At 37.8% G+C, this 16,103-nt stretch carries 15 protein-coding genes; all 15 read left to right on the plus strand.

The genetic code is table 11. The features are described from left to right. The first annotated feature begins 15 nt into the window (after nucleotides 1-15). Nucleotides 16-375 carry a 30S ribosome-binding factor RbfA gene (gene rbfA, locus BT1A1_RS07860; RefSeq protein ID WP_034769831.1) on the plus strand — a complete coding sequence of 120 codons (360 nt, stop codon included), beginning with the start codon at nucleotides 16-18 and terminating at the stop codon, nucleotides 373-375. A gap of 140 nt (nucleotides 376-515) precedes the next feature. Further along, entirely contained in the window at nucleotides 516-1,427 is a 912-nt protein-coding gene (gene truB / locus BT1A1_RS07865) for a tRNA pseudouridine(55) synthase TruB (RefSeq protein WP_034769833.1), read from the plus strand. A 20-nt stretch (nucleotides 1,428-1,447) separates the two neighbouring features. Beyond that, a complete protein-coding gene (ribF, locus tag BT1A1_RS07870) occupies nucleotides 1,448-2,386 on the plus strand; it encodes a riboflavin biosynthesis protein RibF (protein ID WP_034769834.1) in 939 nt (312 codons plus the stop codon). 198 nt (nucleotides 2,387-2,584) lie between these two features. Next, a complete protein-coding gene (gene rpsO / locus BT1A1_RS07875; RefSeq protein WP_034769835.1) occupies nucleotides 2,585-2,854 on the plus strand; it encodes a 30S ribosomal protein S15 in 270 nt (89 codons plus the stop codon). A gap of 144 nt (nucleotides 2,855-2,998) precedes the next feature. Next, nucleotides 2,999-5,101: a polyribonucleotide nucleotidyltransferase gene (gene pnp, locus BT1A1_RS07880; RefSeq protein ID WP_034769836.1), complete on the plus strand. Its 2,103-nt coding sequence runs from the start codon at nucleotides 2,999-3,001 to the stop codon at nucleotides 5,099-5,101. 173 nt (nucleotides 5,102-5,274) lie between these two features. After that, nucleotides 5,275-6,258 (plus strand): polysaccharide deacetylase family protein, encoded by a 984-nt coding sequence (locus tag BT1A1_RS07885; RefSeq protein ID WP_034769837.1) that lies wholly within the window; start codon nucleotides 5,275-5,277, stop codon nucleotides 6,256-6,258. 137 nt (nucleotides 6,259-6,395) lie between these two features. Next, nucleotides 6,396-7,631, plus strand: coding sequence for a M16 family metallopeptidase (locus BT1A1_RS07890; protein ID WP_034769839.1), 1,236 nt, complete (start codon nucleotides 6,396-6,398; stop codon nucleotides 7,629-7,631). Nucleotides 7,632-7,753: 122 nt separating this feature from the next. Then, on the plus strand, nucleotides 7,754-8,005 hold the full coding sequence (locus tag BT1A1_RS07895; protein WP_034769870.1) for a YlmC/YmxH family sporulation protein: 252 nt from the start codon (nucleotides 7,754-7,756) through the stop codon (nucleotides 8,003-8,005). Nucleotides 8,006-8,164: 159 nt separating this feature from the next. Beyond that, on the plus strand, nucleotides 8,165-9,067 hold the full coding sequence (dpaA, locus tag BT1A1_RS07900; protein WP_034769841.1) for a dipicolinic acid synthetase subunit A: 903 nt from the start codon (nucleotides 8,165-8,167) through the stop codon (nucleotides 9,065-9,067). Beyond that, nucleotides 9,064-9,657, plus strand: coding sequence for a dipicolinate synthase subunit B (locus BT1A1_RS07905; RefSeq protein ID WP_034769843.1), 594 nt, complete (start codon nucleotides 9,064-9,066; stop codon nucleotides 9,655-9,657). The genes dpaA and BT1A1_RS07905 overlap by 4 nt, the downstream gene beginning before the upstream one ends. Before the next feature lie 229 nt (nucleotides 9,658-9,886). Beyond that, nucleotides 9,887-10,936: an aspartate-semialdehyde dehydrogenase gene (locus tag BT1A1_RS07910; protein ID WP_034769844.1), complete on the plus strand. Its 1,050-nt coding sequence runs from the start codon at nucleotides 9,887-9,889 to the stop codon at nucleotides 10,934-10,936. 293 nt (nucleotides 10,937-11,229) lie between these two features. Beyond that, nucleotides 11,230-12,507: an aspartate kinase gene (gene dapG / locus BT1A1_RS07915; protein ID WP_034769846.1), complete on the plus strand. Its 1,278-nt coding sequence runs from the start codon at nucleotides 11,230-11,232 to the stop codon at nucleotides 12,505-12,507. A gap of 5 nt (nucleotides 12,508-12,512) precedes the next feature. Next, nucleotides 12,513-13,391 carry a 4-hydroxy-tetrahydrodipicolinate synthase gene (gene dapA / locus BT1A1_RS07920; RefSeq protein WP_034769847.1) on the plus strand — a complete coding sequence of 293 codons (879 nt, stop codon included), beginning with the start codon at nucleotides 12,513-12,515 and terminating at the stop codon, nucleotides 13,389-13,391. Between the two features lie 557 nt (nucleotides 13,392-13,948). Then, the gene (locus tag BT1A1_RS07925; RefSeq protein WP_034769849.1) at nucleotides 13,949-15,610 is read left to right on the plus strand and encodes a ribonuclease J; all 1,662 of its coding nucleotides are present in this window, start codon (nucleotides 13,949-13,951) and stop codon (nucleotides 15,608-15,610) included. A gap of 169 nt (nucleotides 15,611-15,779) precedes the next feature. Next, nucleotides 15,780-16,103, plus strand: a 324-nt coding sequence (locus BT1A1_RS07930; protein ID WP_197057085.1) for a ClpP family protease, incomplete at its 3' end; no start/stop codon positions are given.

Consider the following 16,103-nt stretch of genomic DNA (forward strand, 5'->3'; position numbering starts at 1 on the left):
CTAGAGGTGATAAACTTGAACATACGTGCAAAACAAGTTGGCGAACAGATGAAAAAAGAACTGAGTGAAATAATTAGCCGGAAAATTAAAGATCCGCGAGTCGGATTTGTTACTGTAACGGATGTAGAAGTGACAGGCGACCTTCAACAGGCAAAAGTATTTATTTCTGTTTTGGGCGATGATAAACAGAAAGAAGAGTCCCTCATTGGATTAACAAAGGCAAAAGGTTTTATCCGTTCTGAGATTGGTCGACGCATCCGTTTAAGAAAAACACCGGAAATCCTATTCGAATTTGATGAATCAATTGATTATGGAAATCATATCGAAACATTGATCCATCAACTTCATAAAGATGAAGTTCAAGGTGAAGAATAATTTGTTTTAGAGGGCTATCCAAAGTTTCATTTCCGTTATTTTGTATAAAGAGATAATTAGCGAAACGATATCTTTTCATACGAAAACAGAAACTTTTTGGATTGCCCTTCGTTTTCCTTAGGAGAAAGTCAGGTGAAAAAATGAATGGCGTTATTCCGTTATGGAAACCAAAAGGCATGACCTCACATGATTGTGTAATAAAAATCAGGAAATTAGTAAGTACAAAAAAAGTTGGACATAGTGGTACGCTCGATCCAAATGTGACCGGTGTACTGCCAATATGTGTAGGAGAAGCAACTAAAATTGTTCAATATGTAACAAATTTTGGAAAATGTTATCAAGCAGAAATAACGATTGGCATCTCAACAACGACAGAAGACAGTGACGGAGACATCGTACAAACGAAGCCCGTCAAACAGCCAATTACAAGAGATGAAATTTTGAAAGCTTTAAAACAACTTACCGGGGAGATTACCCAAATACCACCGATGTATTCAGCAGTAAAAGTCAATGGGAAAAGATTATATGAATATGCTCGGGAAGGAATAGAGATAGAAAGACCTGAACGGACTGTTACCATCTATGCATTGGAGCTGCTGGATGATAACGAAATATTTAACGGGGAATTCATCCGCTTTTCCGTCCATGTAAAATGCAGTAAAGGAACGTATATACGCACTTTGGCTGTGATGATCGGGGAATTGTTAGGTTATCCTGCCCATATGTCAAAGCTTGTTCGAACATCAGCCGGTGGAATAGAACAGGAGCAATGTTTAACATTTGAACAAATTGAAGAGAAAATTACCAAAGGATTAACGAACGAAATCTTTTTACCGATTGAATCTGTTTTGTTTCAATTGCCGAAATATGAAATTCATGATACATTAGCTAATAGAGTAAAAAATGGTGCACTTATTCCTATACCTGATCATTTACTTTATACCCTTGGTCCTATTGCTGTTTATTACAAGGGGAAAATATTAGCCATTTATAAACACCATCCAACTAAGCAAGGGATCTTGAAGCCTGATCGTGTTTTCGTAGGGAATTGAAACGAAAGGTGAGTTCATCAGTGGAAATCATACGACTACAAATACCCAATAATTTAAAAAAAGAATCATTACCACCACTGTCATTGGCAATCGGTTATTTTGACGGTGTACATATTGGCCACCGAACGGTCATGTTAACGGCAAAATCGACGGCAGAAGAAAAAGGTTTAAAAAGCGGTGTGATGACATTTGACCCTTCACCAAAAGCCGTCCTTGGGGATAATCCTGAAGAAGTCAAATATATTACTTTGCTCAATGATAAAATTCAATTAATTGAACAACTCGGATTTGATTATTTATTTATTGTCCCTTTTACAAGAACATTAGCTAATTTCTCTCCGGAAGAATTTATTAATAATTATATTATTCAATTGAATGTCCAGCATTTAGTCGCCGGATTTGATTATACATATGGTAAATTCGGAAAAGGGACAATGGATAATATAGAAACATATAGTAAGGGCCGCTTTTCACATCAAACGATTGGTAAGGTAGCAAAAAATGATTTAAAAATCAGTTCCACGCTTATCCGGGATTTAATCCAAAAAGGTCATGTCGATGAAGTGCCTGACTATTTAGGGAGATTTTATTCAGTTTGCGGGTTTGTTATTCACGGGAAAAAACGGGGAAAACAATTAGGTTTTCCAACGGCCAATCTCATGATTCATGAACGATATATACTTCCGGTGAACGGTGTTTATATTGTCCGGTTATTAGTAGATGGAAAATGGGAAGAAGGCGTCGCAAGTATCGGCTACAATCCGACTTTTAATGAACAACAAACGGAGCGTTTTATTGAAGTTCATTTAATCGACTTTGACAGAGATATATATGGAAAGCCGATTATTCTTGAATGGCGTAAACGGTTGAGAGATGAATTAAAGTTTGATGTGATAGATAAACTTGTTGAACAAATCGGTAAAGATAAACAAGATGCGATTAAATACTTTAATAGGTAATTTTTAAACAATATGCTTTGCTTTCCTTCTTTTTTACAAAAATAGTCATTTCGGAATGGAAGAATGGATAGTGTTGCTTGCATTTTTGAATAAAAAGTAGTATTCTATATACCGTATGATACGAACCTTTGCTTGGCATGCCGATAACTCCGACGCTCGCTCAGCAAAGGGGATTAGAAAAATATGGAGGTGAATATAATGGCATTGACACAAGAACGTAAAAATGAAATTATTGCGGAGTTCAAAACGCATGAAAATGATACCGGATCACCGGAAGTTCAAATTGCCATTCTTACTGAAAAAATTAACTTGTTGAATGAGCATTTAAAAACGCATAAGAAAGACCATCATTCTCGTCGCGGTTTGATGAAAATGGTAGGAAAACGTCGTAACCTGTTAGCTTACTTGCGAAATAATGATGTACAACGTTACCGTGAGTTGATCAACAAATTAGGTTTGCGCCGATAGAAAAAAGCGGGATAATCCCGCTTTTTTATTAGGATACAAATATCGTAACTGTTGTTCCAGAAACTGACGATTATGTCAATTGGAGTTTTGTTAACAATACATAACAAGACGTTTCAAAATAAAAATAATGAAAGGAGTTCATTTATGGAAAGTGAGAAACATACATTCTCCTATAATTGGGGTGGCAGACCGCTTACAATTGAAATTGGTCAATTAGCGAAACAAGCGAACGGTGCCTGTCTAGTCCGATATGGAGAAAGTGCAGTTCTTTGCACAGCGACTGCATCGAAAGATCCGAAAACTGTTGACTTTTTCCCTTTAACTGTAAATTATGAAGAGCGACTGTATGCAGTAGGGAAAATACCGGGGGGATTTATAAAAAGGGAAGGGCGACCGAGTGAACATGCGATTCTCTCCAGCCGTCTGATTGACAGACCGATTCGACCGCTATTCCCCGATGGTTTTCGAAATGAAGTTCAAGTGGTCAGTGTTGTCATGAGTGTTGATCAAGATTGTTCGACTGAAATGGCTGCCATGGTCGGGTCGTCAATTGCACTTTCAATATCCGATATTCCGTTTCAAGGCCCGATAGCAGGTGTTGTAGTCGGCAGAGTCGATGGTGAGTTTATCATTAACCCGACCGTTGAACAAGCTGAAAAAAGCGATATTCATTTAACTGTTGCAGGTACAAAGGATGCCATTAATATGGTTGAAGCAGGCGCTAATGAGGTACCTGAAGAAATTATGTTGGAAGCAATCATGTTTGGTCACGAAGAAATTAAGCGACTAATTGCATTCCAAGAGCAAATCATGGCTGAAGTCGGAAAAGAAAAAATGGATGTTGTTTTATTTGAAATTGATCAGGAAATTGAAACTGCCGTAAAGAGTCTTTGTGAAAAAGAAATGATTCAGGCGATCCAAGTTCCCGAAAAACATGCACGGGAAGATGCTATCGAAGCTGTGAAAAATGAAGTTTTGGCGAAATACGAAAGTGAAGAAGCGGACGAAGAAACATTAAAACAAGTAAAATCCGTTCTTGATAAGATTGTTAAGGAAGAAGTAAGACGGTTGATTACCGTTGAAAAAATTCGTCCGGATGGCCGAAAAATTGATGAAATCCGTCCATTATCATCAGCGGTCGGTTTATTACCAAGAGCCCACGGATCCGGTTTATTTACACGCGGTCAGACACAAGCATTAAGTGTTTGTACGCTTGGTGCATTAGGTGATGTCCAAGTTTTAGACGGATTAGGGTTAGAAGAATCAAAACGTTTTATGCATCATTATAATTTTCCGCCGTTTTCAGTCGGGGAAACCGGACGAATGGGTGGACCCGGACGCCGAGAAATTGGACATGGTGCTTTAGGCGAACGTGCTTTAGAACCGGTTATTCCATCCGAGAAGGAATTTCCTTACACCATTCGGCTTGTTTCTGAAGTATTAGAATCCAATGGTTCTACGTCCCAAGCAAGTATTTGCGGTTCTACTTTAGCATTGATGGATGCAGGGGTTCCAATTAAGGCACCGGTTGCCGGTATTGCGATGGGACTGGTTAAATCGGGCGAACATTATACAATTTTAACTGACATCCAAGGAATGGAAGATCATCTCGGCGATATGGACTTTAAAGTTGCAGGAACTTCCAAAGGTGTAACTGCCTTACAAATGGATATTAAAATTGAAGGTCTTTCCCGTGAAATTTTAGAAGAGGCGCTGCAACAAGCGAAAAAAGGCCGGATGCAAATTTTGGAACATATGTTATCAACAATAAGCGAGCCTCGTAAACAATTATCAAAATTTGCACCGAAAATTCTATCCATAAAGATTAATCCTGAAAAAATTGGTGATGTGATCGGACCAAGCGGGAAACAAGTGAAAAAAATTATCGAAGAAACAGGCGTTAAAATTGATATTGAACAAGACGGTACCGTTTATATTGCCTCCAGTGATCAGGAAATGAATGAAAAAGCCCAAAAAATCATTGAAAATATTGTCCAAGAAGTAGAAGTAGGGAAAATTTATTTGGGTAAAGTTAAAAGGATTGAAAAATTTGGGGCATTTGTTGAAATTTTAAATGGAAAAGATGGACTTGTTCATATTTCTGAACTTGCCGAAGAACGAGTCGGTAAAGTAGAGGATGTTGTCAAAATTGATGATGAAATCCTTGTGAAGGTTACCGAAATTGATAAACATGGAAGAATTAATCTGTCACGAAAAGCTGCCTTACGTGAACAAAAGCAAAAATAATCTTTAATTGATGGAAATGAACCTTAAGTTGATTTAACTTCATTTCCTCTGTTATATTTAAGACTGGACTTTCTCAAGCGAGTAGGTCCATTTTTCATTTATCAAAGATTTTATCCCTCCAAACGTTCTATCTTGTCCTATCCATTCATACGATTGGATAGGGGGGATGAAGTATGGGAAAAAACATATACCAGAAGCTTTCGGCGATCATTATTATCGGCTTTTTATCATTTTTAATCGTGAAAAATCCTTTATCCGATACATATGTGGAAAAATTACGTTCTGACGCTATGACTGTGTCTTCAGTAAAAGATGCTTTATTGATTGAAATTGAAGAAAAATCAGCGCAATATGAAGTTCCACCTCAAGATGCCAAAATTGATCGTGTATGGAAAAAAATGCCAGGTTATAATGGCTTGAAAGTTGATATAGATGCTTCCTATGATAAAATGAAAGAAGATGGTGTCTTTGATGAAAATAAACTTATATTTAAACAAGTCTCGCCTAAAGTTCATTTAGAAGATTTGCCACCTGCACCAATCTACCGCGGACATCCTGACAAACCAATGATCGCTTTGACGATTAATGTTGCGTGGGGTAATGAATATTTATCTTCCATATTGGCTACGTTGAAAAAGCACAATGTTCAAGCCACATTTTTTCTTGAAGGACGTTGGGCCAAGGAAAATCCCGACCTAGTCAAAATGATTGATGAAGGCGGCCATGAGATCGGGAATCATTCTTACAGCCATCCGGATATGAAAACAATAAGCAATGACCGAACCAAAAAGGAATTGGCAGATACGAATGAAATCATTCGTGCGACAATTGGTAAGGCACCTGCACTTTTTGCACCGCCGAGTGGAAGTTATCATGATAAAACGGTCGAAATCGCAAATGATATGGATATGAAAACAATTATGTGGACGGTGGACACGATCGACTGGCGAGATCCCCCGGTTTCTACTTTGTTAAACCGTGTTCTAAAACAATTGCATAACGGCGCAATCATTTTGGCTCACCCGACCCGTTCAACGGATGCGGCTCTTGAGAAGTTGTTAACTGAAATAAACGAAAAAGGGTACAAGATCGGAACGGTTTCTAACCTGCTTGATGAAAAACGGTTGAATTACAGAACAAGTGAATCGGGCAGTTGATATATGTAGCAATCAAATACATATATTCATCGTTGATAAAAAGTTCATTTATAATTTTTACTCACGGGTTTGATTAATAAAAATTATTGAAGACGTAATAATAAATATAGAATAGCTCTGAATTAGGAGGAACTTACTTGATAAAAAAATATACTTGTCAAAATGGCGTTCGGATTGTACTTGAAGAAATACCGACAGTCCGGTCTGTGGCCATTGGGATTTGGGTAAAAACCGGTTCACGGTACGAAACAAGAGAGCAAAACGGTATTTCACATTTCCTTGAACATATGTTTTTTAAAGGAACAGAAAATCGTTCGGCACAAGAGATTGCTGAGTCCTTTGATCGGATCGGCGGACAAGTTAATGCGTTCACTTCAAAAGAATATACTTGTTATTATGCCAAAGTATTAGACACCCATACGAAAGTAGCATTAGACTTATTGGCAGACATGTTCTTTCATTCGGTATTTGATGAAAATGAAATTGCGAAAGAAAAAGGCGTTGTCTTGGAAGAAATTAAAATGTACGAAGATACGCCGGATGATATTGTCCATGATTTATTAAGCAAAGCTATTTACGGTAATCATCCCTTAGGTTATCCGATATTAGGTATAGAAGAAACATTGCAAACATTTTCCGGAGACACATTAAGGCAGTATATGCATCATGCATACAGACCGGAAAATGTTGTCGTCTCTATTGCCGGGAATATTAATGAAATATTTATTAATGATGTTGAAGCACGCTTTGGACATTATGAAGGTGGGAAAGAACAATTCCGGATTGAAAAACCGTCTTTTTATCAAGAAAAACTTGCGCGAAAAAAAGAAACGGAACAGGCTCATCTATGTATAGGTTTTCAAGGCCTTCCGTTTGGTCATGAAGATATCTATTCGGTAATTATTGCCAACAATGTTCTTGGTGGAAGCATGAGCAGCAGACTTTTTCAAGAAGTACGTGAAAAAAGAGGCTTGGCCTACTCTGTGTATTCTTATCACACAGCGTTCGAGGACAGTGGATATTTAGCCATATATGGAGGAACCGGAGCAAATCAATTGGATAGTTTATATGAAACTATTCAAGAAACGCTACACTTGTTCGTAAAAGAAGGAATTTCTGAAAAAGAATTAACCAACAGCAAAGAACAGCTGAAAGGGAACTTAATGCTCGGCTTAGAAGGTACCAACAGTCGCATGAGTCGAAATGGGAAAAATGAATTGTTATTAAGAAAACATCAGACTTTGGATGAAATTATTGATATGATCGATGCAGTACAAAAAGAGGATGTCGATCGAATGATAAAGGAAATTTTTACTGAAAAAGCCTCAGTTGCCTTGATTAGCCCGGATGGAAAAATACCACAATTGCTGTAAATGATTCAATATTCATCTTGTCAGCTTCCAACGACAAAATCACATTCCTGCTTGTCCTGCCCTTCTAAAATGATCGAACTGCTAATACATTATAAAAAGAAGGACAGGAAAGGGTGAGTGAATTGCGCTTGAGTGAATTGGGAGGTAAGGAAATCGTTGACGTAAAAAAAGCCGAGAGATTAGGTGTCCTCGGTCAAACCGACTTGGAAATCAATGAACAAACCGGGCAGATAGTCGCTTTAATCATTCCAACAGGAAAATGGTTTCAATTTCGTAAGGCACAAGGAGAAATTCGTGTACCCTGGAAATATATAAAAAAAATCGGGACAGATATGATTATCATTGATTTCCCGGATGAAGAATATGAAGATTAAAAATTAGCAATAAGCAATCGAGTAAAATCGGTTGCTTTTTTTTATAAAATTAGAAAGGAAAAATTTCCAACACACACATAGATAAAAGACATCATATGATAATAAAGAATTTGGTGTCATGGTTCTTGGAAATTGTAACGAAGAAGGTGAAAATACTTCATGTTAACAGGTTTGCACATAGTGATTATGGGTGGTGACGCTAGACAAATTGAGGTCATCCGAAAATTAAGCGAACTGGGTGCGAAGATATCTTTGATTGGTTATGAACAACTGGATCATTCTTTTACAGGAGCTGTTAAAGAAAAAATTGATGAGATAAATTGGCAGGAGATAGATGCAATTATATTACCTGTCGCAGGTACAAGTTTAGATGGGGAAATCGATACCATCTTTTCTAATGAACATATTCGCATAGACGAAAATAAAATAAGCAAAACACCACCGCATTGTACCATTTATTCCGGGATTACGAATACTTATTTGACGAAAATTACACAAAAGGCAGGAAGAAAATTAGAATTAATATTTGACCGTAATGATGTAGCCATCTATAACTCGATTCCGACGGTAGAAGGTATCATTATGCTCGTCATTCAAAATACTGACTTTACCATTCACGGTTCCAAGACGGTTGTTCTCGGTTTCGGGCGCAATGGAATGACGATCTCCAGAGTTTTTCATGGACTTGGAGCAAAATTAAAAGTAGGTGTCAGGAACGCAGAACATATTGCTCGAATCGAAGAAATGGGTTTGGATTCTTTCCATCTTAACGATCTTGAAGAATTTGTAAAAGATGCAGATATTGTCATCAATACAATCCCTCACTTAGTCGTAACTGCAAATGTCATTTCAAAAATGCCTCATCACACACTGATTATCGATATAGCTTCCAAACCGGGAGGAACGGATTTTCGCTATGCAGAAAAACGGGGGATTAAGGCTATTTTAACCCCGAGTTTGCCGGGTATTGTTGCTCCGAAGACAGCCGGACAAATTTTGGCCAATGTTCTCGTCGAGTTATTACATGATGATTTATTAAAAAGAAAGGGGAACGTAAAATGAAAGTAGAAGGAAAAAGAATCGGTTTTGGATTAACCGCATCCCACTGTACGTATGATCAAGTTTTACCGGAAATTGTTAAATTAGTAGAAAATGGCGCAGAAGTCGTACCGATCGTTACTTGGACGGTAAAAAATACAACGACCAGATTTGGATCCGGAGAAGAGTGGATTGAAAAAATTGAAAGAGCAACCGGTAATAAAGTCATTGATAATATTGTCGACGCAGAGCCGCTTGGGCCAACATATCCCCTCGATTGCATGGTCATAGCACCCATGACGGGAAACTCGATAAGTAAAATGGCAAACGCATTAACAGATTCTCCGGTGTTAATGGCTGCAAAGGCAACCATGAGAAATCACCGACCGGTCGTACTTGGAATCTCAACGAATGATGCGCTTGGTCTGAATGGTGTAAACCTGATGCGACTCATCGCGGCAAAGGATATATACTTTATTCCATTTGGCCAAGATGATCCTTATAATAAACCGAAATCAATGGTTGCTGACATGACTCTACTGCTTGAAACGGTAGAAGCTGCTTTAGAACATAAACAAATTCAACCGGTATTGATTGAACGGTATAAAAAATAGACGTATTTCAATTGAAGCAACAATATGTTAAGATAAATTATCAATTGTCCACTTCCAATATATTTTTAAAACAAAAAAATTATCCATAATTTCCTGGAGTATGATAAAATATAGGATAAATCAGGTTAACACGTTGTGACGTGTGATGGGAAATCGAATTAGGCTATATTCGATTCCCTTTTTTTAAAACGATAAAATGAAATGGTCAAGAGTGGAAGGGGAAAAACAAATGGCAAATAATCGTTATCATGTTGCAGTTGTTGGAGCCACCGGTGCAGTAGGCGAACAAATGATTAAAACATTGATAGAAAGGGATTTTCCAATATCAAAATTAACTTTACTATCCTCAGCTCGTTCTGCCGGAAAAACAGTTCAATTTAAAGGTGAAACAATAACTGTTCACGAAGCAAAACCGGAAAGTTTTGAAGGTGTAGATATTGCTTTATTTTCTGCGGGTGGAAGTGTTTCGAAACAATTGGCTCCGGAAGCTGTGAAAAGAGGAGCAATTGTCGTTGATAATACAAGTGCATTTCGAATGGATCCGGATGTACCATTGGTTGTACCTGAAGTAAATGAAGAAGACTTGCAAAAACACCAAGGAATTATTGCAAATCCAAACTGTTCGACGATCCAAATGGTAGTCGCTTTGGAACCGATTCGCCAAAAATTCGGTTTAAATAGAGTCATTGTCTCAACTTACCAAGCAGTAAGCGGTGCAGGTAACCAAGCTGTTCAAGAATTGTACAGTCAAACAAAAGATGTTTTAGATAATAAAGAAGCTCAAGCAAAGATTCTGCCTGTAAAAAATGATAAAAAACATTATCAAATTGCTTTTAATGCGATTCCGCAAATTGATGTTTTCCAAGATAACGGTTTTACTTTTGAAGAAATGAAAATGATTAATGAAACGAAAAAAATTATGCATATGCCCGAACTCAAAGTAGCGGCTACTTGTGTCCGTATTCCGGTAGCGTCCGGACATTCCGAATCGGTTTATTTTGAAGTTGAAACAGATCACGTAAGTACTTTAGAAATTAGAAATCTTTTATCTACTGCCCCGGGGATTGTTCTGGAGGATAATCCGAGTGAGCAAATTTATCCGTTGGCAACGAACGCTGTCGGTCAACGTGATGTGTTTGTTGGTCGGATTCGTAAAGACTTAGATGAAAAAAATGGCTTTCACATGTGGGTTGTTTCCGACAATTTACTAAAAGGAGCGGCATGGAATTCTGTGCAAATTGCCGAAAGTTTAATAAGACTCGGTCTGCTTAATAAATAATAAAGTGAAACTTCCATCAGTGGGATTCTTCCCGCTGATGGTTAGTTGAACCAATCGGGCACTTACGGGAACTTATCTTCCTCTTTACATCTTTGATTTTATTTAAGACTTAAGAGGAAGATTTAGTGACCGTTTGTGCGGGATAAAGTGAAACTTCCATCAGTGGAGTTTGCCTCATCCCCACCCATCTTTATTGTAATCTCAAAATCTTGAGGTGGGGGTCTTAACTCGCCGTTAAGGTGGGATAATGAAATACGACTATTGGCATAACTTTTTTTTGGTTGAGGTGTTATATGAGAAAAATTATCGTACAAAAATTTGGCGGTACCTCTGTACGAACAGAAGAAAACCGTTTGCATGCATTAAAACATATAAAAAAAGTAATTGAAGAAGGATATAAATCGGTTGTCGTTGTTTCCGCCATGGGAAGAATGGGCGACCCTTATGCAACAGATACTTTGCTCTCCCTTGTCGGCGGTTCAAATACAAAAGTATCAAAGCGCGAACAAGATATCCTTATGTCATGCGGAGAAGTAATCTCGTCGGTTGTTTTTACAGAAATGTTGCTGGAAAACGGGATCAAAGCTGCCTCATTAACCGGGGCTCAAGCGGGATTCCGCACAAACGATGATTTTACAAATGCAAAAATTGTCGAAATGGATACGACCCGGTTATTAAAGGAACTTGAATCTCATGATGTCGTTGTGGTTGCCGGATTTCAAGGAATCACCGCTAATGGCGATATGACAACGATTGGACGCGGCGGCAGTGATACATCTGCAGCAGCCTTGGGGGCAGCGTTACAAGCCGATTGGATCGATATTTTTACAGATGTAGCCGGAGTCATGACAGCTGATCCAAAATTGACTGAAAAGGCTCGCCCACTAGATATTGTTACGTATAATGAAGTGAGCAATTTAGCCTATCAGGGGGCAAAAGTCATTCACCCGCGAGCAGTAGAAATCGCTATGCAAGCAGATGTTCCGATTCGTGTGCGCTCTACTTATTCAGATGCAAAAGGGACATTGGTTACAAAGTTATCAAAAATAAAACGGGGAACGGATATCAAGGAAAGATTAGTCACTGGAATCGCCCATGTCTCCAACGTAACGCAAATAAAAGTATTGGCAAAAAAAGGTCAATTTAATTTACAGGTGGAAGTATTTAAGGCGATGGCTTCGGAGCAAATTTCGGTAGATTTCATAAATATATCACCGAATGATGTCGTCTATACAGTGAGTGACGATATGGCCGATAAAGCGAAAGCAACTCTGGAATTATTAGGATATGAACCATATTTAGAAAAACATTGTGCAAAGGTGTCGGTCGTTGGCGCAGGAATTACCGGCGTACCTGGTGTTGCATCGAAAATCGTAACGGCATTATCAAATCAAGGGATTCGAATTTTACAATCAGCTGACAGTTATACAACAATCTGGGTATTAGTAAAACAGGATGATCTAAAAAAAGCGGTCAATGCACTTCATGATGCTTTTCAACTGGAAAAAGCCGAAATCGATGTTGAGGCGATTGATGAAAAAAGCTCATTTATAAACAAAATGAAGGAGTGAAGAAAATGAGCATTTTTGGACGAATATCTACCGCGATGGTTACTCCCTTTGATGCAAAAGGGAATATTGATTTTCAAAAAACATCACATTTGGTTGAATATTTGCTGAAAAATGGCAGTGATTCGCTTGTCATCTCAGGTACAACCGGTGAATCACCGACTTTGACTTTTGAGGAAAAAGCGGCATTATTTAAACATGTTGTAAACGTAGTTGATAAACGAGTTCCTGTTATCGCCGGGACCGGTAACTATAACACAAGGGACTCGATTGAATTAACGAAAAAAGCCGAGGACATTGGTGTCGATGCCATTTTACTCGTTGCTCCTTATTATAATAAGCCGAATCAAGAAGGTTTGTATCAGCATTTTAAGGCAATTGCCGAAAGTACGAGTTTACCAGTTATGATTTATAATATTCCGGGTCGTTCGTCAGTTAATATTGAGCCGGAAACAATCATCCGTTTGAGCGAAGTCCCAAACATAAAAGCGGTGAAAGAAGCGAGCGGAAATCTTGTGCAAATGACTCAAATCATAGCAAATACGCCGGATGATTGCGTTTTATATTGTGGGGACGACAGTTTAGCGCTGCCGACTCTTTCCATCGGTGGTGTCGGTGTTGTTTCTGTTGCTGCGCATATCATTGGGAATGAAATGCAACAAATGATTCAAGCGTTTTTCTCGGGAAATGTTACAGAGGCAGCAAAATGGCATCAAAAGCTTTTGCCAATTATGAAAGGATTGTTTGCCGCCCCTAGTCCGGCTCCGGTAAAAACCGCATTACAATTAAAAGGTTTAAATGTCGGTTCCGTCCGTTTGCCTCTTGTTCCACTAACAGAAAAGGAACGGAATGAATTGGCAGAATTGTTAAAGACGCTTGATCATTAATACCTAAAAAGGATTTTCTAAATCATTTTCACAAAGTATCATGTGCAACCTGTATAGTTTGAAGAAATATTGATTCTAAGCATAAATTTTTTAGAAAATATACTTTTTGGTACAATCAATTTTATTCGATCCAAAAAATGTTAAAATTACGGGACATCCATACATGTGAAAGTTCTTAGTTGGATAAATGAACAAAAACCAACTTAGGACCTCTTCACAATCGGGTGTCCCGATTATTATATTCATATTATAATCAGTAAACTATGATAAAATGAAATAAGTCCAAAAAATTTTGCAGTGGAATGAAGACAGGATATCTTTTTCATCGGGTTATTTGTAAACAATCGATGAAAAAGTTATGATAAAAATACATAATTGATATATTCCCCCCATTTTAAAAACCTAACGAGCAAAGTACAATTTTTTGCGTTTGAATACATAAGATTCAATGATATTTAGTTGAAATTTCTCGTGGTAATCATCCAAAAAGGTAGTTTGGTTGGTTTAATTGCTGAAAATTATTTATTTTATTATATACTAACAGGAGGCTGTTTTATTTGAACAAAACAACACAAAAAATCAGAATCATTCCTTTAGGTGGAGTGGGAGAACTTGGTAAAAATATGTACGTGATCGAGGTGGAAGATGATTTATTTGTTATCGATGCCGGTTTAATGTATCCCGAAGATGAAATGTTTGGAATTGATATTGTGATTCCGGATATTACTTACTTGTTGGAAAACCGAACCCGATTACGCGGCATCTTTTTATCCCATGGACATGAAGATCATACCGGTGCACTTCTTTACTTTTTAGACAAATTATCTGTTCCAATATTTGGGACAAAGTTGACACTTGCTTTAACGAAAGAGAAATTACAAGAAAAAAATAGTCGATTACCATATGAATTCCGTGAAATTGATGAGAACACTCGTCTTTCATTTACACATGCCAATATTTCCTTTTTTCGGGTGAATCACAGTATACCTGATTCAGTAGGTATTCAAATTGAAACGGAAAACGGATCGATTGTTTATACCGGTGATTTTAAATTTGACCAAAGTGCTACTGAACAATACCGTGCAAGTATTAACAAAATGGCGAAGATCGGTGAAAAAGGGGTTCTTTGTTTACTTTCCGACAGTACGGAAGCTGAGAAAGTCGGCTATACCCCGTCAGAAGTACAAGTAGAAAATTCAGTTGAAGAAGTTTTTGAAAAAGCAGAGGGGCGGGTTATTTTCGCGTGCTATGCATCATCCGTCAATGCCATCCAACGACTGTTAAATGCCAGTTTCCAATCCGGCAGAAAAGTGGTTATTGTTGGTAAGACATTGCAGCATGTGTTTCAAATAACACAACAGTTAGGGTATTTGGAGGTTCATGAAGATTTAATCATTCGCTATGAAGATATGGGAAAATATAAGCCCTATGAAATTGCGATTCTGATGAGCGGGCATCAAGGTGAACCGTTGGAAGCACTCCAAAAAATGGTTAAACGATCTCATAAACTACTCCAAATCGAAAAGAATGATACGGTTTTAATTGCAGCTTCTCCCCATCGTGGTGGCGAAATATTTTTAATCCGGACGGTTGATATGCTGTTTCGAGCCGGTGCCAATGTCATTATCGGTCCAAAAGTGCATGTAAGTGGACACGGTCGGGAAGAAGAATTGAAATTAATGATTAATTTAATGAGACCGAAATTTTTTATCCCCATTCACGGTGAATATAGAATGTTAAAAGCACATGCGAATATTGCCGAGAAGATGGGCGTTGATCGTGATTGTATTTTTATACCGGAAAAAGGGGATGTAATTGAAATAAAAAATGGCCAAATTAGGCAAAACGGTCGTGTCACTGCCGGTAATATATTAATTGACGGCAGCGGTGTAGGTGATGTCGGCAATATCGTTTTACGTGATCGAAAAGTGCTCTCCCAAGATGGGATTTTAATTGTTGTTGTCTCAATTAATAGGAACGAAAAGAAAGTTGTCTCCGGTCCTGAAATTATTTCAAGAGGTTTTGTTTATGTTAGGGAATCAGAAGAATTAATGGGACAGGTAACCAAAATGGTAAAAGATATTGTTACAAAGAACATAAAACTCCATAACTTTGAATGGTCCAATATAAAACAAGAAATGCGAGAATCATTAAATAGTTACCTTTTTAGTAAAACAAAACGAAAACCAATGATCATTCCAATCATTATGGAAGTATAACAGTCATTTTCGCTTTATTATTGAAACGGAAAGTCTTTCAATTCGCATGAAATTGTAATTGTCGTTCATACTATACGTATCACGATTGGAAGGAGTTTCGTTTATGAATATGAAGTACAATCAAGAACAAGAGAACCCGCAAAAGGAGATTCCAAAAACAGAAGCACCGATGTCTCCATTGATGGAAAAAATTCAACAACTTGGACAAACGAATGTCCCTAGTTTGTCCAATGATTCCAATATTCATTGTTTATCAATCGTCGGTCAAATAGAAGGGCACTTACAGCTGCCGCCGCAAAATAAAACAACGAAATACGAACATGTCATTCCACAAATTGTTGCGATTGAACAAAATCCAAAAATTGAGGGGTTACTGATTATTTTAAATACAGTTGGAGGAGATGTAGAGGCCGGTTTAGCCATTGCAGAAATGCTCGCATCCTTATCTAAACCGACCGTTTCCCTTGTATTGGGAGGTGGTCATTCAATAGGC

The organism is Caldibacillus thermoamylovorans (assembly GCF_000751775.1).
Taxonomy (GTDB): Bacteria; Bacillota; Bacilli; order Bacillales; family Caldibacillaceae; genus Caldifermentibacillus; species Caldifermentibacillus hisashii.

What these genes read in the sequence shown, in the direction of transcription:
- BT1A1_RS07905 (WP_034769843.1), top strand. Translation starts at nt 9,064, where the DNA reads ATGAAAGTAGAAGGAAAAAGAATCGGTTTTGGATTAACCGCATCCCAC.
- truB (WP_034769833.1), top strand. Translation starts at nt 516, where the DNA reads ATGAATGGCGTTATTCCGTTATGGAAACCAAAAGGCATGACCTCACAT.
- BT1A1_RS07885 (WP_034769837.1), top strand. Translation starts at nt 5,275, where the DNA reads ATGGGAAAAAACATATACCAGAAGCTTTCGGCGATCATTATTATCGGC.
- dapA (WP_034769847.1), top strand. Translation starts at nt 12,513, where the DNA reads ATGAGCATTTTTGGACGAATATCTACCGCGATGGTTACTCCCTTTGAT.
- rpsO (WP_034769835.1), top strand. Translation starts at nt 2,585, where the DNA reads ATGGCATTGACACAAGAACGTAAAAATGAAATTATTGCGGAGTTCAAA.
- pnp (WP_034769836.1), top strand. Translation starts at nt 2,999, where the DNA reads ATGGAAAGTGAGAAACATACATTCTCCTATAATTGGGGTGGCAGACCG.
- BT1A1_RS07910 (WP_034769844.1), top strand. Translation starts at nt 9,887, where the DNA reads ATGGCAAATAATCGTTATCATGTTGCAGTTGTTGGAGCCACCGGTGCA.
- dapG (WP_034769846.1), top strand. Translation starts at nt 11,230, where the DNA reads ATGAGAAAAATTATCGTACAAAAATTTGGCGGTACCTCTGTACGAACA.
- dpaA (WP_034769841.1), top strand. Translation starts at nt 8,165, where the DNA reads ATGTTAACAGGTTTGCACATAGTGATTATGGGTGGTGACGCTAGACAA.